The 19,578-nt window shown below is 35.9% G+C and carries 14 protein-coding genes; 5 read left to right on the top strand and 9 right to left on the bottom strand.

Annotation, left to right across the window (positions count from 1 at the left end; all coding sequences use genetic code 11):
• Positions 1-55: 55 nt before the first annotated feature.
• The 5 genes from AC1RNE_RS09105 to AC1RNE_RS09125 form a co-directional block, all read right to left on the bottom strand.
• A complete protein-coding gene (locus tag AC1RNE_RS09105) occupies positions 56-1,924 on the bottom strand; it encodes a glycoside hydrolase family 44 protein (RefSeq protein ID WP_492800679.1) in 1,869 nt (622 codons plus the stop codon).
• A gap of 122 nt (positions 1,925-2,046) precedes the next feature.
• A complete protein-coding gene (locus tag AC1RNE_RS09110) occupies positions 2,047-3,795 on the bottom strand; it encodes a hypothetical protein (protein WP_492800680.1) in 1,749 nt (582 codons plus the stop codon).
• 208 nt (positions 3,796-4,003) lie between these two features.
• Positions 4,004-5,170, bottom strand: a complete 1,167-nt coding sequence (locus AC1RNE_RS09115; RefSeq protein WP_492800681.1) for a hypothetical protein — start codon at positions 5,168-5,170, stop codon at positions 4,004-4,006.
• 67 nt (positions 5,171-5,237) lie between these two features.
• Positions 5,238-6,872 (bottom strand): RagB/SusD family nutrient uptake outer membrane protein, encoded by a 1,635-nt coding sequence (locus AC1RNE_RS09120; protein ID WP_492800682.1) that lies wholly within the window; start codon positions 6,870-6,872, stop codon positions 5,238-5,240.
• Positions 6,873-6,908: 36 nt separating this feature from the next.
• Positions 6,909-10,094: a SusC/RagA family TonB-linked outer membrane protein gene (locus AC1RNE_RS09125; RefSeq protein WP_492800683.1), complete on the bottom strand. Its 3,186-nt coding sequence runs from the start codon at positions 10,092-10,094 to the stop codon at positions 6,909-6,911.
• A 690-nt stretch (positions 10,095-10,784) separates the two neighbouring features.
• Here AC1RNE_RS09125 and AC1RNE_RS09130 point away from each other — a divergent pair.
• Positions 10,785-11,183, top strand: coding sequence for a T9SS type A sorting domain-containing protein (locus tag AC1RNE_RS09130; protein ID WP_492800684.1), 399 nt, complete (start codon positions 10,785-10,787; stop codon positions 11,181-11,183).
• Between the two features lie 84 nt (positions 11,184-11,267).
• Here AC1RNE_RS09130 and AC1RNE_RS09135 read toward each other — a convergent pair whose 3' ends face one another.
• A complete protein-coding gene (locus AC1RNE_RS09135; protein ID WP_492800685.1) occupies positions 11,268-11,744 on the bottom strand; it encodes a DUF2059 domain-containing protein in 477 nt (158 codons plus the stop codon).
• A gap of 50 nt (positions 11,745-11,794) precedes the next feature.
• Positions 11,795-13,534 (bottom strand): sensor histidine kinase, encoded by a 1,740-nt coding sequence (locus AC1RNE_RS09140; protein ID WP_492800686.1) that lies wholly within the window; start codon positions 13,532-13,534, stop codon positions 11,795-11,797.
• Positions 13,535-13,572: 38 nt separating this feature from the next.
• On the opposite strand from AC1RNE_RS09140, the gene AC1RNE_RS09145 reads away from it, so the two are divergent.
• Positions 13,573-14,214: a response regulator transcription factor gene (locus AC1RNE_RS09145; protein WP_492800687.1), complete on the top strand. Its 642-nt coding sequence runs from the start codon at positions 13,573-13,575 to the stop codon at positions 14,212-14,214.
• 185 nt (positions 14,215-14,399) lie between these two features.
• Here the strand turns inward: AC1RNE_RS09145 and AC1RNE_RS09150 are convergent, their stop codons facing one another.
• Together AC1RNE_RS09150 and AC1RNE_RS09155 are read right to left on the bottom strand one after the other, a co-directional pair.
• Complete coding sequence (locus AC1RNE_RS09150) at positions 14,400-15,335, bottom strand: metallophosphoesterase family protein (RefSeq protein ID WP_492800688.1); 936 nt, start codon at positions 15,333-15,335, stop codon at positions 14,400-14,402.
• Positions 15,336-15,442: 107 nt separating this feature from the next.
• Positions 15,443-16,378 (bottom strand): ATP-grasp domain-containing protein, encoded by a 936-nt coding sequence (locus tag AC1RNE_RS09155; RefSeq protein ID WP_492800689.1) that lies wholly within the window; start codon positions 16,376-16,378, stop codon positions 15,443-15,445.
• A gap of 361 nt (positions 16,379-16,739) precedes the next feature.
• Here AC1RNE_RS09155 and AC1RNE_RS09160 point away from each other — a divergent pair, with 361 nt between their 5' ends.
• From AC1RNE_RS09160 to AC1RNE_RS09170, 3 genes are all read left to right on the top strand, one after another.
• Positions 16,740-17,426 (top strand): response regulator transcription factor, encoded by a 687-nt coding sequence (locus tag AC1RNE_RS09160; protein ID WP_309915847.1) that lies wholly within the window; start codon positions 16,740-16,742, stop codon positions 17,424-17,426.
• A 64-nt stretch (positions 17,427-17,490) separates the two neighbouring features.
• Positions 17,491-18,324, top strand: coding sequence for a UDP-2,3-diacylglucosamine diphosphatase (locus tag AC1RNE_RS09165; RefSeq protein WP_492800690.1), 834 nt, complete (start codon positions 17,491-17,493; stop codon positions 18,322-18,324).
• 12 nt (positions 18,325-18,336) lie between these two features.
• Positions 18,337-19,500: a glycosyltransferase family protein gene (locus AC1RNE_RS09170; RefSeq protein ID WP_492800691.1), complete on the top strand. Its 1,164-nt coding sequence runs from the start codon at positions 18,337-18,339 to the stop codon at positions 19,498-19,500.
• Positions 19,501-19,578 lie beyond the last annotated feature (78 nt).

A 19,578-nucleotide genomic window follows, 5' to 3' on the forward strand; every position in this document is an offset into this window, starting at 1 on the left:
ATATTTCCGCATGAAATTCCGAAAAACAAAGCACTTCCCTGTATGTATTTACTTGTTAATAAGTTAAAATCTTCTTTACTACTACCGTTTTATCGTTTGATAATTTTAGCAGATAAGTCCCAGATTTTAATTTTTGATTCACTTTAATAATTGTATCGCCGTCAGTAATCACCTGCGTATGAATTTGTCTTCCTGCTTCGTCTATGAGTTCCAACTGCTTGAATTTTTCAGTACCAGCATCTACTGTAAATTCATTCGTGCATGGATTAGGGAAAACTTTAACAGTATTTTCAGGCTCTGTTAAAGTCCCTAAAACAGCGGAGTATTGTCCTAATTTGCCAACTAATTGTATCGAAGTAATTGACATAGCTGGGAGTGTAAGCGAAATAGCATTGTTGTTTATTGCCACGTCACTTTTATTTAAAGCATTCTGAGAGTGAGATACAAACGTTTCTGTAGTGGGTAATGATTTTAATGCAAGTGATGAGGCACTTTTGCCTGTTAAAACGAAGTTGTCAAAACTTAAAGAAGTAGTTTTGGCACTTGTCGAAGAGCGATTTATCAACACAACTGTCATCGAGTCTTGTGTAGCATTGATACTTGGATAAGCCGAGACAAGGGTTTCATCTGATGAGCTACTTTTGATTGAAAAGCTTTTATTATACCTGCTAAATAAATGCAGTGTTTCCCACATCCCCGTACTCCATGACCACGGCGTAAAAATCTCAACTTCATTTTTCATGAACTCGCCTAAAGTAGAGCCATACCAAACAGCCATCGCGCTAGGATCGGTGATATTTACACCAGATTCAGTCAAGCCCAATTTTACTCCATGATTTGTGCCTAGGTATTTATCTAACCAGTCGTTTACTCGTCCAAAAATATATTCTTTATTCAATGAATTATCATAACCTCCATTGACTGTTTTTACGCCATTTGCTTCTGGATATACATAGTTTTTATCAAAAAAGACACGATGATATTGTACTACTTCATCAATTTTATTACTACTTGGATAAAAATGTATGTCTAAAACATCTAGTAACTTAATGCCTGAACTTTTTTGTTCATCAGCCACTCTTTTAATGAAATATTCTAACCACGGATAGGTTTTACCATCCGCAGTAATGGCTTTTGGCCAATTATACCATTGCCATTCATTGGCTGTTACGGGCCCAACTAATTTAATATTAGGAAATTTGGCTCTGGCTTTTTTTGCCACCTCGAAATACTTCTGCATAAATTCCTCCGCTGAAATCTGAACAGGCATTACATCATCGTGTGTACCATTCCATATTTCTACTTCGTTATCCATGTTCCAATACATCAATTGGTTTTTATCCAAGGCTAAATCTTTAAACCAATGGTCAAGAATAGCAACAGTTGAATCTGCTGGCCAATTTTCAAGGTATTGGTTAATATCTCCTTCTATCTTAGCTTTAGACCCCGTAGGATTCGGAGTACCATTTCCAGCCAAATTTTGATTGATGCCTTCCCACCATTGAGAATTATTATAACTCCAATCTGCGAAATTAGCCTGATTGGTTTTGGCTACTTTACCCAATAATTGAAATGCCCACATTCCTTGGGCAGTAGGCATATTGCTTTTTAGTGACTTTGCTGCTACATCCCAATCGTTGGCATACACATTGTTATACCAGTCTGGATGAGAGGAAAGCTTTTTTCGCCAATTATATTTTGTGCAGTTATTTCCACCGCTTTCTCTAAAAAAAGTTACGCCTGCATCTTTCAGCATCGTCCAGTTAATATTTAATACTTTCCCCGGGTCTGTAGAAAGCGAATTGTTCCTTCCGTATAGGTATGGAGAGATGGCTTTTTTTTCAGCAGTAGCATCAATCTTAATTGATACTTGTGCTTGAGCAGACAAGCCTATGCAAATGAATATGGCTAAAATATATTTCATGATATTTTTAAATAATTGAGCGATTTAATGAATGAGTGATTAATAAATTACTCTTTTGCATTATGTCGCTTAATGTTGACTCATTACTTTAGCATGAGCAGTTATAATCCTTTATCAAAAAGTTACTTTTTATCAACGACCATACAAATAGAACCGAAAGCGGGGACGATAACTTTGATGCCACTGCCAACGAGTGCCGAACGAGCTTTCAAAGTGGTATATTCTGAAGGACCACCTGCCGCTCCTTTAGGGCCAGTGCCATTCACTAATACTTTTCTTGAAAATTCCCCGTTGTCATTACTGCCTTCTAAACTATACCAGTAATAGCGATTGCCGACTAGAAAATTTTTCGTTTTTACCTCCACTGTGAGTGGGACGCTGGTTGTATTGAGTAGCGTTACGTTTACTTGACCAGCACTATACGTAGAAGCATAAGCTTTGATGGATGTTGAGCCATTGCCAGTAACAGTCGATGAGACTAACCTGTCGCCAATAAGTTTTTGGAAGTAATACATATAATAAAATGAAGGACGAGGATTCCACCGTGGGTCATCGCTACTGCCACCATCACTAAAAAGCCCATGGTCGTTTCCATTTTCCCACCCATTTAATAAATCCCAACGAGCGGACAATCCATATTTATTTTTAATGGCTTCTCCTTGAACGATAATTGCAAAAAGTCCACTTACATTGGACACTTGTTGTTTCAAATCAGCAGCCCACATATTCCATTCTGTAAAAGCAATAGGTTTCATTTCTCCGCCATTACTCGTAATTTCATTGCTTACAAAACTCATCATCTTTGCAGGCACAGAAAGGGCTGAACTAAGCACGGTAGCAGCATTCGACTTTTGTTGATAAGGCGTAATGTAATTATGCACTACATAAAAATCAGCCTTATTATTGAGTTCAGGAATCAAGGTTGAATTCCAAGTTTTGGTGGTAGTATTCTGCCAAGATTCTGTGACAGACTCTTGCATTACTGCTCCAATCTTGATTTTTGAGCCTACCTCAGCCGCAGTTTTTCGCATAGAATCAGCATATACTTTAAAATGTTGGGCATATAGTTTTCCTGTCAAAAACTCGGGTTGACTATCTTTGTTTTTAGTAACGTCTATTCTATATCCAGCTTCCCAATCGGCATAGTTTTCATTTCCTATTTCCCAATATTGTGTTCTTCCTTTATCATACCGTACCCATTCAGCCGCTAGATGAGCGGCAGTAGCAACAGGGTTAGCACTTGTGCCATAACGAGCAAAGCCATAATTAATCGTAATAATGCCTTTATTATTACTTTGCTTCAACATATCGTAGTAGTTATTCAAAGATGCTCTCCAGTTATCGGTCGTTTGTCCATAGCCAAACCATGCATCCTCTGATACACCATCTTTGTTTATATATTTATCTGGAAGCCCCCATTCTTTCATGTATTGAGCAGAGGGTATTTGTCGGTTTTTGTTATTAGGGTCTTGTGTAGGACTGGCGTTCCAAAAATAGCCATCACTACCACTACCAGCAGGCCAACGAATGATGTTTGGTTTGAGGTTAGTAATATCAGTCATAAAACTAGGCTGATCAACAAAGGTTCCCATCCAAGTATTGGCATTATGACCGAATATCTGTTGGGGTATCTTGGCTATAATATCCGAAGCATCTACCGTAACTGTCGTTAAGGCTTCTGTGGGTGCTGTAAAATCTGTGTAAGCAGGAACTAGATAATTTTTAGGTTGCCAATCATCCAAGAAAAAACCAACGGTACTCGCAATTTTAGGTTCAACTGGCGGAGTAACTGTAATAGTAGTGGTATCTTTTGGTGTTGTAATGATATTTTCTTCACTTTTTGAGCAAGAAAAACCCAAAAAGAGTGACACTCCAAAACATAGTATTGGGTTGAAACATTTCATAATTATGAGTAGCAAAGATTTTAAATTGGATAGTATAAAGTAAGGATGTTTGAAAAAAAATCCTTCTAAATTTTCATAGAAGGATTTTTTAAATATGCCTTGTTATATTAACTGTTTAGCTTATAGAGCAGTCAAGCATTAAAAAAGGCAATTCTATATAGTGTGTGTTTAATGGTTACTTAACGAGCATAATATCATCAAAATAGAGCAAATCAGACTTATCTGGTCCTTTTGGTCTAAAGCCAATTCTAGGAATAGGCACTCCAGCATACATAAAGTCTAAATCTGCAATCGCTAGTCTATAGTAATTCCAAACACCAGCCCTTACATCAATTCTGTTTTTATCAGGAAACTCTGCAAACCCCGATTTAGCAACCTCAGAAGTAATCCAAAGAGACATGTCGTTAGCACCTCCTTTGATAGCAAAAGTAACGTACTTATATGCTGGGTCGTAATAAAACCTTGGCCACCAACTTGAAAAGCCAAACCATGACCATCCTCCTGCACTTAATGCGATTGAAAATGACTGCGTTCCAGCATAAGCTTGGTCTGAATTCACTTTAACCCCATTTCCCCACGAATCCCCACCCCAAGTACCTGAACCTTCAGAGTTTGTAAATGAACCAAAACCTTCTGTAAAAAACTGAATTGCAACATCTGCATTTACAAATTCATCTGCTAGTTTAGTCGTTCCGCTTGAGTTAGTAATATTAAACGTTATACGACTAAACGTTGTACTTGGTATTCTTACTACCAACCTATCAACAGTTTTTGAAACGACTGTACACACCACACTGTCTTTAATTGGATCAGTCGGCTTATCTCTTACAGCATAAGCCACTATGCGAGTAATGTCTGGGAAGTTTTTACCTTTGAACGTAATGTCTCCTCGCCCTGTACCAAAAGTTATCTTATCATATCCTGTAATATTAGGTTTTGCAATTACTTTAAAAGGAAATATTACCTCTCCATGCGATGTTACTAATCTGATTGTATTAGTAGCAGTACCATCTGTTGGTGCATCACCTGGAAGTCTAATAATTAAGTTGGTATTCGTATTATAGTTAGTATTGAATGATGTTTCATATTCATTGAAATATGCTTTAATCACTCCACCCAAATTTTCACCGTTAATTACTAGTAAAACATTTGGTTCAGCCCCTACTACTGTACTGTCTTTGTGTTTGGCAATGGTATCTAACAAATAAACTTTTTTGATGACTGGCTGACCTGTTGAGATAGGTTCGGCCAAATCAGACTCCTTACAAGAAGAAAATATAGCAAGTGCGACAATTATCAAAAGCCCCAGCTTACCAAATATATGATTGAGTGTTTTTTTCATTTTTTTGGAAAATTTATCAAAGGAGAAGTTTTCTCTCCTTCAAAATGTTACAACATAACTATTGAAACTAAAACTTATATGGTACAGGTGGCTTTTTCAAGTTTGGTGCCATTGCCATTTCAGTATCTGGATATGGCAAGAACATCGTAGCATCGTTTACCGTGTAAACAGCAGGTGTTAAAATCGTAGTCGTGAATTCACGAATTTTACCATATGCATAAGTCCCTGGTTTAATTTCAATCTTGTAATTACCCTTTTGTTGCGAGTTGATAATTGATTTTGCTTTCGCTGGATTATAATAATAAAGACGAATTATATCATACCAAGCATCTCCTTCTATAGCAAACTCATAACGTCTTTCATGTAAAATCTTATCAATATTGATTGATGTTAATGAAGGTAAACCCGCACGATTACGAACAGCATTGAAATACTTAAGTGCGTCAGGGTCTGTAGTAGTAGCATTATTACCTAAAATAGCTTCAGCATAAATAAGGTAAACATCTGCCAAACGTTGCATATAAGTATTATTACCAGTAGCTTGTAATTGTCCTCCTCCATTATCGTCAGGAGTACCAACTACGTATTTTTTGACGTGAGCAATGTTACTATAAGTAGTTGCAGTAGGGATTGGTTCTGCCCAGCCTCCACCTTTTTTATTTAGTTCAGGATAATAATCACCTGGGAACATATACGTTGCTTTTCTGCGGATAGAGTCTATCGGATCAAGATTTAAAACGTAATCTGCCGATGCTCCGTGACCACCGCCCCAACCATCAGTTCCACCAGTGATTGTACTATTTTCTGCAAATTGAGATTGAAAACCATTACCTACACCCCAAGGTTGACGCAAAGGCACCCACTGTAACCCAAATAGTTGTTCAGCATTGTTGTTACTTTTTGTAAAGAACAGATCCGGATAACTTTCCATCAACTTGTATGGACTATTCAAAATAACGTCTTTAGCATAGTATTTGGCACTATCTAAATACATCTGGCTGCGTTGTCCATTAGTTGAATTCAAACCTGAGCGAGTTAAATAGAATCTGGCTAACATACCTTTAGCAGAATATTTTGTCAAACGACCATTTGTAGTAGTGAGTGGAAGATGGGCAATAGCATATTGCATATCACGAATGGCAAATTCCCAAACAGTTTCCACAGTATTTCTTGACAATGTAGTATCTGCACCTTGTTTAAGGTTGTCAGTAATAATTGGCACTGGCCCCCAGTTTTGAACTAAAAAAGAATAAGCTAATCCACGCATATAACGAGCTTCACCCAATGCAGTACTCTTCGCAGTAACCGAAACTGCTGGTTTTGAATAATTATCAATATTATACATTAATACATTTGCCTGTGCAATAATGTTATAGAATGAAGACCAAGAATCTTTTAATGCTCCATTGGTATTCGATACTGCAAACGAAGAGAACTGAAGCCAGTCTGCTACATAAGGCGTAAAGAAGTTCCCTCCACGACCATCACCAAAAGCTACAAGCGACTGCCCGTTAGCTCCTGCCCATACTTGGTTGTATAAAGCACTTGATGAAGTAGACAATTCAGCATCAGTATTAAAAAAAGTACCTGCTGTAAGGTTACTTAATGGGGGTCTTTCTAAGAAGTCTTCTTTACAACTACTTGCCAGACCACAAATAGTTAAGAATAAGAATATGTATTTTAAAAAATTATATTTTTTCATTTTTTTGATGTTTAAACATGATAAAATGTACGATGATTACAAGTCTGCCGACAAACTAAAAGTGTACATTCTCGAAGAAGGATAGCGACCATTATCAAAACCCGGTACGTTTGATGAATTACCAACCTCTGGGTCATAACCACTATATTTAGTAATAGTAAACGCATTTTGAACCCCTGCTGAAAATCTCAATCCATTAATTGGTAAGTATTTTTTAAGGATTGCTTTTGGTAATGTATAACTCAACGTAATGTTCTTAGCACGTAAATACGAACCATCTTCAATAAACTTATCAGTTGCACGAGCATTATCGTTTGGAGTATTACCCACTCTTGGCACTTGTGTTCCTGGGTTTAACAATACAGCAGTTTCATCATAGCTACTTGGTCTCGCAAAATTGATTACTTCCTTATAAGCACCACGAATAAGGTTTGTAAAACCAGAATTGTTCAATTTCAACTGATTAAACACTTGGTTACCATAAGTACCCTGCATAAAGATAGACAAGTCAAAGTTTCTATATGAGAAACTGTTATTGATACCAAAAGTAAACTTAGGCCAAGGATTACCAATAAGTGTTCTATCATCACTGTTAATGACTTTGTCGCCATTTACATCTACAAATTTTACATCACCTACCCATACACCAGTTTGACTGATAGGAATAGCTGCAGGCACAGCACTATTAATTAGTTGTTGATAATTTTGGAAGATTCCATCATATTTATAAGCATAAAACTGCCAAAGTGGTTGCCCGATATTTGAACGAGAAATTACAGAAGTGAACCAAGGACTACGGATTGCAAATGCTCTTTCAGTATTTAGCTTAAGCAATTTATTTCTATCAAATGAGATATTGAAACCGCTTTTCCAAGTTAGTGAACCAGTTGATTTACCTTCAATAGGAACAGTGTTGATAGAAATACCAAGTCCACGGTTTTCAAGATCTCCTAAGTTAACAACTGGAGCAGCAATAGCACCTGTACCTGTTGTACCTGCATAAGCTGGTAAAGGAAGTTCTGTAATTAGGTTACTTGTTTTCCTTAAATAAGCATCAAAAACAACTTGGATTCTATTTTTAAGAGCATGTAAATCAAAACCGATGTTATAAGATTGTGTACTTTCCCATTTCAAATCTGGGTTAGCAAAATTGGCTGCTAAGAAACCTTGACCTGTTTGAGTTGGGATTGCGTTCAAAGCCGCATAAATTGGTTTGCCATAATATTGGTTACCAGTAGTTCCCATTTCTAATCTTAACTTCAAGTCATCAATAGAGCTTACATCTTTCATGAAATTCTCTTTCGAGATTCTCCAAGCTGCTGATACTGAAGGGAAGAAACCCCATCTATTATTAGGTCCGAAATTTGAAGAAGCATCAGCTCTATAAGTAGCTTGAACAATATACTTATCATCAAAAATATAACCTATACGAGTAAAGTAAGATTCTTGAGAACTTGCATCTCTATAACTCTCGCTGATAGAAGTACTTTTAGTACCTGCTGATAATTCTGGAATATTATTACTTGTATAGCCTGTTACACTTCCTGATAAGTTTTCATTAAAGCCATATTGAGATTCATGTCCTACAGTTATGTTGACATCATGCTTTTGGAATCTTTTTGTGTAGTTCAAACGTTGATTCGTACTCCAATAATAGCTATTACCTGCATATCTTCTTGAAGATGTTACTAAATTAGATGCTCCTTGAGTAATGTTATTCACTCCAAACTGATAAGATGGATTAAAAACCGCTCTCGTATCATTACCATAAGTACCGTTGAACTCTGCGTGAAAAACAAAATCTTTCAAGAAAGTTAAGTCTGCATATACAGCCCCGAATGTACTTATACGTTTGTACACATTACTATTTGTATATGCTAAAGCCACAGGGTTTGTTACAAAAACATACGATGGTGTTGACGGAGTAATATTTTGTGGACCACCCCAAGAGCCATCACCATTTTTAAGAGGCGTAGCAGGCGATTGCTGAATGGCTGTACTAATAATTTGGTCGTCTCCGATTGAAAGATTTTCATTTGTGCCTGAAAGCGACAAATTAGTACCAACCTTTAAATAGCTACGCAATTTGTTTTCAAGGTTTAATCTTAATGATTTTCTATCAAAACCTGAGTTAGGCGCTAGTCCATCTTGATTCAACAATTCGAAAGATAGATAATAAGTTGTTCTATCATTTCCACCACTTAAAGAAAGCTGTTGTTTCTTCATAGCAGCAGTCTTAAACAAAGCAGTTTGCCAGTTTGTACCTTCTCCTAAGATAGAAGGGTCTGAAAATTCAGCTTGACGACCATATCCAGAAACATCAGCCCATGCATTGCTATAGATTGCATATTCTTTCAGGTTCATTACAGGTAACTGGTTGGGTAATGTCTGGAAATTATACATACTTGTAAAATTAATCCTTGTATCTCCAGCCTTTCCTTTTTTAGTAGTTACTACAATTACCCCATTAGATGCTTTTGATCCATAGATAGATTGTGCCGAAGGTCCTGTAAGAACGTTCATCGACTCAATATCATCTGGGTTCAAACTTGCCAGAATGTTTGACTGTCCATCTGACTCTGTGCTACTTGGTGGCTGAATCTGTACCCCATCAATTACATACATTGGTTGCGTATTACCATTGATTGAAGAAACTCCGCGAATATATACTGATGAAGCTCCACCTGGTTTACCAGAGTTACTTGCCACATATACGTTGGCAGCACGTCCTTGAAGTGCTTGGTCAAGCGAAGTGTTTACGGTTCTCTTGATTTCAGATTCACCAATGTTGGTTTGCGAACCTGATAGATAACGTGTTTTTTGTGAACCATACCCTACTACAACTACTTCGTCTAAGGAAGAAATATTTTCTACTAAGGTGATATTTATTTTTAGTCTGCCATTTACTTTAATCTCTTGAGATGAATACCCGACAGAACTAACCACTAAAGTAGCAGTACTACCTGCTTCAATGGCGAACTCTCCTAGCGAATTTGCAGTACTGCCCGATGTTGTACCTTTTACTAATATACTTGCACCAGGTACGGGCTGGTTGTCTTGACTAGAAACAATTTTACCAGTAATTTTTTGTGTCGGACCAGTTGCTTTTTGTGCTGATACTTCACCAAGGTGAAATACGAACATCAAAACAATTAATGACAATTTTAGAAACAATTTTTTGTCCACTTTTGGAGGATCACTGCTTTGGAAAGTTGTTTTCATTGTAAATGAATTTTTTGGGTAAAATGTATTTAAAATATGAGAGGAAACTACATAATTAAAAAAGTTAAACTTTATACCAGTATAGTATAATAAATAATAGTACAAAATTGGGTTTAATTTGTACTATATAAATCAGGGCTTTCCCCTGATTTAAAAATCAAGGGTTTACCCTTGGTTTTTGGGCGAAATGATGGAATTTGACTAATAGAAGATGTATTTGAACTATATGAATATTATATCGGGGGAAGCATAATAGTATTATAGAATACTTCATTCCATCATACAAAGAAGAAGCTGTGATTTCTCAGGGGTAAATATTACTTTGAAGTAGGCAAAAATGATTGTTGGAGATAAATAATAAGGTAATGTCAACGAGTGGGTAGTGTAGTTATATTTTTTAGACTTTAAGATTTAAGACTTTAGACACAAGAACTGTCAACCTATGAATATTGTAGTTATATACTATCGCTAGTAATAAAATGGAAAATATAAATGCTTTTTTATAACCAGCCTACTAAAATCACCGTTTATCAATTCCGCTAACCGACCATTCCTTTTTGTGTTGAAACTATCACTCCATCTGCTAATTTTGAATCAACAATCTAACAACAAAACATCATAATCAATTAACAAACAGATGTTTAACCTCTAGATAATCATAATTTTAACCGTATCTAAACAAATCAGAAAATGAAAACTTTTGCACAAATTATCGCTATCGCCACTTTAACTACTTCTTCTATATTTGCTAATCCTATTGCAGGTGAAACAACTATAAATGCTAATAAAACTAACAACTTCGCTATCGGTATGTACCAAAGTGTGGGGACTTTAGATATGCACCTTACATTGGACAAAGTGGTGGGCAAAGCAGTTACTGTTACCATCAAAGACAAAGACGGTAAAGTAATACACAATGAAAGAATCGCAAAAAATGCTCGTTCATATCATGGTAAATTCGATTTACAAGCATTAAACGACGGTACTTATTCAGTAGAAATTACAGATGGTACTGAAAAAATTACTCGTACAATCAATATTAACTCTGCTAAACCACAAGAGATTACAAGAACAATCGTAGTTGAATAAGCTAACGATAAAATTAACCCCAATTAATTGTTAAGATTTTAACAGATGATTGGGGTTAATAATCACAAAATACAACTAAAATAATTAGTTTTCATCCTCCTCTTCAGCTTCATTTTGACCCTTAATTATTTTTTCTTCAAGCATTTTATTGTAAATTTTCATTCCTAATTTTTCTCCAAATTCCTTGCCTAATTTCATGGAATCTGCAAGAATATTAGGAAGACTTTGAACCATTTTTTTTCCTGTAGAACTTTCATAAAAGGTGATAATGTCTTTAATTTCATTGTGAGAATAATATTTATCATAAACAGGAATATATAATTCAACAAATTCCTCAACGTTTATTTCTGCTAGCATTCTCTCTAAAAAGCCTTCTGGCAAGCCCTTGTATTGAGGACTAGTCTTTATCATGGTCGAGTACTGACTAATCATTATTTTTACAGTTTGAACTGTACCAGTAAGAACAAGAAGCTTTTTGATGTCTTTTGATTTTGTGCTGTCAATTTGTGCAAAACTAGTTGTAGCGATCAATAATAATAAAAGACAGGTGATTGGTTTCATATTATGTGTTTTTTTAAATTTTGAAAGATTTCTAAAGTTTCATTTATTTTTTATACAAAAGGAATTGCAATAGTTACCGACGTGCCATCTGATGGTTCTGAATGAAGATTAATGATGCCATGTAAATAATTTACCCTTGAACGAATATTGTTCCAACCATTATTTTCGGGCTGAACATTGGCATCATCAAATCCTTTTCCATCATCTTCTACAGTAATAGTCAGCGTCCTTTCTTCCTGATATACAATCTGAATCAATATTTCTGTCGCCTCCGCATGTTTTAGCGCATTAGTCATCAATTCCTGAATAATCCTGAAAATCATTAAGCTACTTTCAGGGGAAATTTCAAATTCTTTGCCAAAATGTTGAAAGATAATATTAGGCGAAATACTATTTTGCTTCAATATCAAATCATCTATCGAACGAATTAAGCCAAATTTTGTAAGGGCATTGGGTTGTAAATTACTCGAAATTGTACGTACTTCATCACAGGCAACATCTACCATTTCTGCAATCTGCTCTTTAGAAGTAGCAATATTTTCCGTTTGAAATTTTATTCTGGAAAGCAAAGTTCCTAAACCGTCATGGAGTTCCTGTGATATTCTTACTCGTTCTATTTCTTGTCCGCTAATTAATGCCCTTAAGGTTTCTATCTGTATGTTTTTCTTTACCTTCTCGGCATCCAATCTATTAAAACGTTGACGACTAAGATAAGCATACGCCAATACCCCAATAAAAAATATAGCCAGAATAATTAACACGATGTACATTTGTTGCCTTATCAAGAGTTTATCCAATTCTATGTCTGCAAGTTTTTTTTCTAAGGCAATTTTAGCAACAACCATCCGCTGTTTTTCTAATAAATTATTTTCACTAAAATCCCGAACATCACTTTCCATTTTTGAAAAATATAACTCCTCCGTGGTCTGTCGAGCTTTATTCATAAATTCATAGGCTTTCAGATAGTTCTTTTTTTTCAAATAATAGTTTTGTATTTCATAGTAAATCTCCTTTTGTAGCTGTATCAAAATAGTATTGCTCTCCACAATTTTCTGACTCTCCAATAATGCGTCTAGTCTTTCTTCCTGTCTGCCTAGCGCATCCAAACATTTAGATTTCACATACAGTGAAAGTGCCTCCAGCCAGTCGATTTGTAGTTTTTTTCCTACTTCATAACTTATTTCAGCATGTTTTAGCGATTCGTCATATTTTTTAATACGGTAATAATAATCAGAGTAGGAAGAATGTAACCTTCCTTCGTATGCCTCATCTTTTACCTCTCTATTAAGCATTTCAACCCTATCGAGTATTGCTTTTACATTTTTAAAATTATTCCCATGAATATCAATATTGGCTAAATTAACTAAATGCCCGATTTCGCTATTGGGCTGTTTCTTTCTTCTGAAATAATCAACAGCACCTTTAATGTATTCCTTTGCATATTCTTTGATAAAAGGCCTATCCATAAAATAAGACCCCAATGCTCCTCTGATATTATAAAAACTAGCAGAATCTTTCATTATCAGAAAACACTCCATACTTTTACGGAGGTTCGTGAGTGGAGAATAATTGAGGCCATACTGTTTCTCCTCACTTTTGGCATAACTCCAATAAGTGTAAGCTAGCCCAAGTGTATCTTTCCTATTTTGATATTTCACTAGCATTTCATCTAGCTGTGCTTTCGTATAATTTTTACTTAAACTAGGGTACTCATCTTGGGCGATTGCTAAAGAAACCTTGAAAAGCAAAAAAAATATTGTTATTTTAGGGTATATAAAATATTTCTTCATATCAGTTAAATATACATTTGCTAAATATTAATCACGTAATGGTACGCATTTTATTAGTTGATGATCATAAAATTTTCACTGAAGGTGTTGCTTCACTGTTATCGACAGAGGCAGACTTTCAGGTGGTAGGAGAATGTAAAACAGCGAAACAAGTTAAGACTTTTTTACAATCAAATAGCATTGATGTGGTTTTGCTAGACATCAACCTTGGGGAAGATAGTGGGCTGGATGTTTGCAAATTTATTTCGGACAATCATCCGAAGGTAAAAGTATTGGCGATGTCGATGTATAACGATGAGAGTTTTATCACTAAAATGATTAAAAACGGTTCGTCGGGATATATTTTGAAAAATACTGGTGGTGAAGAGCTTCAAAAAGCTATCAGAACGGTGTATGAAGGCAATACCTATCAAAGTGAGGAGGTAATGAATATCATTATGAGGGGGTTAACTCGTCAGAAACAACAAGAGAAAAGTCTTTATCAAATTCGTTTTACCCGTAGAGAAAGAGAAATACTCGACCTTATCGGGAAAGGCTTAACAACAAAAGAGATTGCTACTACACTTTTTATCAGTGATAAAACTGTAGAGACTCACCGAAGTAATTTATTAGCAAAATTCGAGGTAAAAAATGTAGCGGGCTTGATTAAGCTCGCTATTGAATATGGGTATTTGAAGTAAGGAGTTGTGAGTTAGTGAATTGTGAGTTTATTATTTAGTGATTGAGTGAGTTGTGATTGAGTGATTATATTAGTTGTGAATTGTGAGTTAGTGAATTATGAATTTGTACTTAAATAAAATTAATAATAATCACTAAATCACAATTCACTCAATCGCTCAATAATATAATCACTCAATCACAACTATTAATAACTCACATACTGATTAGTAAAAGAGCCATCGTCGTATAAATCAATTACAGCATAGCCAGCTTCTGTATGCTGATACTTTCCAAACCACCAACGCCCTGATACAGCTCCATTACAACAGTAAGAAACACCATTATAATCAACACGGTCGCTTAAATGTATATGACCTGATACGGCGAGCTTTACATTTTTATGGTGATGAAAAAGTTCTGCAATTTGTTTAGAATCTGTGTGCATCCAACTCCCTGGCACTTCCCATCGTCCATCTTTTTCTTTCATGTTATTACCATCAAAAAAAACACAGGCTGCCAAAATCGGAATATGCGATATTACCATCGTTGGTTTATTCTCAGGTAAAGCTTTCAGGTCTTTTTTTAGCCAGTTGAATTGTTCTTCATCCAAATTAGCGGTATACCACGAGCCATCCTTCTTTTTCTGAACGCTATCTAGCATCACAAAATGCCAATCGTTATTGTCAAAGCTATAATAAGGCTTGGCTAGCCCCATTTCATCCATTGCCCATTTTTTTCCATCATCAAAACTGCTTAGGCTATCGCCCTCGCAACAAATATCATGGTTGCCTACACTATGGAAAACAGGTAAGGAGTTTTCAGCTTTTAGTACATCATTAAATAAATCCCACTGCTTTTTTACATTCCCTTTTCTGTGTTTATGGGCATCCATCACACAGTCGCCAGAATTGATAATCAAATCAGGTTTTACTTCATTTTGAATATGATGTAAACATCTTGCAAAACCTTTAGAAGAATTCACTAAAGGAATTGCTTCTTCGATATGTACATCAGTAATATGAGCCACCCTCAATACTCTTTTAGGAGCAGCTGGTTCGTCTTCTTGTGCTTTTACTAAATTTGGAATGGATAAACCGCCAGCAACAAGCCCCATCTGGCGAAGTAAATCACGTCTTTGCATCTAATTACAGTTTGGTTGCGCAAAGATGGGCTTTTAAGATAACCTCTTAGTTTTCTGACAATTAAGCCTTTGTAAACTTTATCTATTGTTTGTAAAGGAATTGTAAACTAAGCCATTTCTAATTCAATAGGTTGATTATAGGCTATTTGAGTCACTAATAATATTCTACGGAAGAGTTCCTTCAAGTCAATCCCTTCGTTTTGGGCAATACTTGGTAAGAAACTACGGGCATCCAAATTAGGCATTGTATTGATGTCTAACACATAAATCTCACCACTATGGATTCGGATATCTGTTCTAGACATTCCTCTTATTTTCATGGTTTTGTGCAACGTCAATACTTTATGCATGATTTCGCTTTTGATACTTTCTTCAATATCAGGATTCAGGATTTTTTCGGTTACTCCATACGATTGCCCTGCGATGTATACTTCACGGTCGTCATCAGGACGGATTTCTAAAGGCGTCAATGCCATATAGTCTGTCCCATTTTCATTGGGAATTACCCCTACCGTAAATTCACGACCAGTAATATAAGGCTGTATGATATAGTTTTCTTTTTCGAGTAATTCCTGATAGGGTATTTCAGAGGCATCGAATACTAGCATATTCAGGTGTAAACTTCCCATTCGGTGTTTTACGATATAACGTTCGTATTCTAAAGTAGCTACGTCGCTCAACTGGATGATAGGGGGCGTTTTTACATCGATTTCTTCACAGATTTGTGGAAGATTCATCTTATCCTTAGCAAGTATCTGTATATCATAAGTACTGGCTGTATGTTTGATGGCATGGCTATCTAACCAACGGGCAATATCTGCCTGACCAGCTTCTCGGAAACCATAGCATACATTAAAAACCATGTCGAATTGCTTTAGAAAATCTGCAAATTCTGTCGTAAAGCCCACAAAATGTGTTACATAGGGATAATAGTTTTCGGGCGTAGCTTTCAAGAAAGTAGCGATGGTGCTTCCGAAAATATTTTCTTTCCACGGAGTAAAGGTGGAGTCAGAATAAAGAAAAATGAGTTTTTGGGCTGACATGATTTCATGATTAATATTAGAAATCGAAAATAATACGCTCAGGAATATTCTATGATTATCAGATAATTATGGATATGTTAATTTTCCGTCATTCTTTAATCCTTTACGAAACCATAAAGTGCTGTTAATGATACGGTTACATTGAAAATGTATTTTTGCCTAGAACTTAAAACAAATCATCTCATGCAAAAAGCAAGACGTTATCTGACCGTTTTTCAACGCAATTTTACTTGGTTTATGACATCAATGTTTGTTTCATAATAAACATAAAGAAAGCATAATTCAACCTTAACACTGAGATAATCTTGGAACAGTAAGTTTGATTAAATTTTTGAATCAAACAGTTTTTAAGATTATAAATATGATTGACCTATCGCTGAAAATTTTGTTGGTTGACGACGACCCAGATATTCTAGAATTACTTGAATACAACCTACAGAAAGAAGGTTTTCAAACACGTACCGCCGAAAATGGTCTTCAAGGTATTCAAGTGGCACAAGAGTTTTTACCAGATATGATTTTGATGGACATTATGATGCCTATCATGGATGGCATAGAAGCTGGGCGTATTATTAAGCAATCTAAAGAATTGAAAAACTCTTACCTTATTTTCTTGACCGCCAGAACAGAAGAATATTCAGAAGTAGCGGCCTTTGATATTGGTGCCAATGATTATATCATCAAACCTGTCAAACCAAGGGCTTTGATTAGCAGGATAAAAGCTGTTTTCCAAAGAAATATTGCGGATACAGTAGATGAAGAAAAGGTGGTTTTAGAGGATTTGATAATCAATCGCCAGAATTATTCTATTGCCGTAAAAGAATCTTCATGGACTTTGCCTAAGAAGGAATTCGACTTGCTGATGTTCTTTGTCAGTAACCCTAATAAGGTATATACGCGCGACGAAATTCTTTCAAGTGTTTGGGGGAAAGGCATTCACGTAACTGAACGTACGGTAGACGTACATATACGTAAGATTAGAGAAAAGATTGGTGAAGATTATATCCGCACTATCAAAGGAGTTGGTTATTTGTTCTCAAGAAACTAAATCCTTAACAATCCTTTAATATTCTAGCAATCATAGGGTTAAAGTAAAATTACAATTTTGGTTTATGAAAACGCCAAAACAATATAAAACCGTCATCATATCTGATGTTCACCTAGGCTCAGAAGGTTCAAAAGCTAAAGAAGTAACTGCTTTCTTGAAGAGTATCTCGTGCGAAACCTTAATTATGAATGGCGATATTATTGATGGCTGGCAACTCAAAAAGGGTGGTTCATGGAAGAAGAAACACACTGCTTTTTTTAGGGCTGTGTTGAAAATGATTGAGAACCATAATACGAAAGTAATATACCTGAGAGGTAATCACGATGATTTTCTAGACCAGATTATCCCTTTTCAGTTAGGTAAATACTTTACTGTTCAGCGCGACTATATTCTACAGTCGGGCTCAAAGAGTTACCTTATTACACACGGTGATATTTTTGATTCTGTGACCTCTCAAATGAAATGGCTTGCCTATTTAGGAGACATTGGTTATACCTTTTTATTATCTATCAATAAGCTGTATAATCAATACCGTAAGTGGCGAGGGTTTGAATATTATTCTTTTTCACAGAGAATTAAGCAACGAGTGAAAGAGGCCGTGAATTATGTATCGGATTTTGAAGAGAAATTGACGGAGCTAGCCCGAGCAAACCATTGCGAAGGGATTATTTGTGGACATATTCATAAACCAGACATCCGCCTTATTCAGGAAATCACCTATATGAATTCGGGCGACTGGGTGGAATCGTTAACAGCCTTAGTAGAAGACTATCAAGGGAATTGGGACTTGCTCTATTTACTCCAAAATAGTCTGGATTTAGAAGAAGAATTATCAGATGAATTAATAGATTCTGAGGCCATGAAAACTGCCAAAGGAATTTTTATGAGTATCTCTTAAAATATACCCAATATGAGTAAGTATCTATTCGTCGTACAAGGAGAAGGTCGTGGACATTTAACACAGGCTATTTCCCTTTTTGAAATCTTAACGGCTGCTGGGCACGAGGTAGTTTCTGTAATGGTGGGTATGGAGGATAAACATCATATCCCTGCTTTTTTTAAAGAAAAAATTAATGCTCCCATCAATACTTTCCCTGCTCCTAGCTTAGTTTACGGACAAACCAAGGCTGTAAAAGTATGGGATACGATTAAAACGCATGTTTTAAGACTAAAAAAATATCGTAGAAGTGTTCAGTTTTTGGCAGAACAGGTTGAAGCATCTCGTCCTGATGTTATCGTGAATTTTTATGATATTATCTGTGGTTTGTATGCACAATTCCACCGCCCAAATATTCCTGTAGTTTGTGTGGGACATCAATATTTGTTGTTGCACAATCAGTTCGTCTCATTGCCCGATAAAAAGATAGACCGTTTTTTATTAAACCTCAATACCCGTCTTACCTCTCTTAATTCAACTAAAAAATTAGCTTTGTCTTTTGTAGAAATGCCCGAAGACAAAGCTAAGCATATTGTAGTAACGCCACCACTTTTACGAAAAGAAGTGAAGGCGTTAACGCCAACAGTAAAACCTTATTTCTTAGCCTATATTACTCACCATAAATTGGGTGAAGACATTATTAATTGGCATTCCGAACATAGAGACATCGAAATTCATTGTTTCTGGAATAATCCTGATTTTGGGAATGAATGGCATTGCCAAGAAAACCTTACTTTTCATCAAGTAAATGCAGAGAAGTTCTTAACCATGATGCAAAACTGTTCAGGTTTGGTTTGTACGGCTGGTTTTGAATCTGTTTGCGAAGCCATGTATTTAGGCAAACCTATCATGATGGTACCAGTGCCAAATCATATCGAACAGCAAATTAACGCCCTAGATGGCGAACGTGCAGGGGCAGGCATTGCAGATACTACCTTCAATTTCTCTCGTTTTATTGAATATGTGCCAATTCACCAAAGTATTAGCCACACCTTTCAGGCTTGGCAAGCACAAACTGCACAGGTATTCTTGAAAAACTTAGAAGAAGTATCGCAGAAAAAAGTAGAAATATATACTTTCAGAAGAACTACACAATTGGGACGACTGTTTCGTAGGTCTTTGGGTTCAACTTTATAGGACATAAAAAATCTCATTAATAACGGTTGATACCTCAACTATAGGTCTTGCTTTCTTACAGACAATAAATTTTTTATC

The sequence above is a fragment of the Arcicella sp. GW822-FHT02H01 genome (genome assembly GCF_058802005.1).

Coding starts and splice junctions, on each gene's coding strand:
- AC1RNE_RS09160 (WP_309915847.1), top strand. CDS start 16,740: ATGATTGACCTATCGCTGAAAATTTTGTTGGTTGACGACGACCCAGAT.
- AC1RNE_RS09105 (WP_492800679.1), bottom strand. CDS start 1,924: ATGAAATATATTTTAGCCATATTCATTTGCATAGGCTTGTCTGCTCAA.
- AC1RNE_RS09135 (WP_492800685.1), bottom strand. CDS start 11,744: ATGAAACCAATCACCTGTCTTTTATTATTATTGATCGCTACAACTAGT.
- AC1RNE_RS09170 (WP_492800691.1), top strand. CDS start 18,337: ATGAGTAAGTATCTATTCGTCGTACAAGGAGAAGGTCGTGGACATTTA.
- AC1RNE_RS09125 (WP_492800683.1), bottom strand. CDS start 10,094: ATGAAAACAACTTTCCAAAGCAGTGATCCTCCAAAAGTGGACAAAAAA.
- AC1RNE_RS09145 (WP_492800687.1), top strand. CDS start 13,573: ATGGTACGCATTTTATTAGTTGATGATCATAAAATTTTCACTGAAGGT.
- AC1RNE_RS09155 (WP_492800689.1), bottom strand. CDS start 16,378: ATGTCAGCCCAAAAACTCATTTTTCTTTATTCTGACTCCACCTTTACT.
- AC1RNE_RS09130 (WP_492800684.1), top strand. CDS start 10,785: ATGAAAACTTTTGCACAAATTATCGCTATCGCCACTTTAACTACTTCT.
- AC1RNE_RS09115 (WP_492800681.1), bottom strand. CDS start 5,170: ATGAAAAAAACACTCAATCATATATTTGGTAAGCTGGGGCTTTTGATA.
- AC1RNE_RS09150 (WP_492800688.1), bottom strand. CDS start 15,335: ATGCAAAGACGTGATTTACTTCGCCAGATGGGGCTTGTTGCTGGCGGT.
- AC1RNE_RS09120 (WP_492800682.1), bottom strand. CDS start 6,872: ATGAAAAAATATAATTTTTTAAAATACATATTCTTATTCTTAACTATT.
- AC1RNE_RS09140 (WP_492800686.1), bottom strand. CDS start 13,534: ATGAAGAAATATTTTATATACCCTAAAATAACAATATTTTTTTTGCTT.
- AC1RNE_RS09165 (WP_492800690.1), top strand. CDS start 17,491: ATGAAAACGCCAAAACAATATAAAACCGTCATCATATCTGATGTTCAC.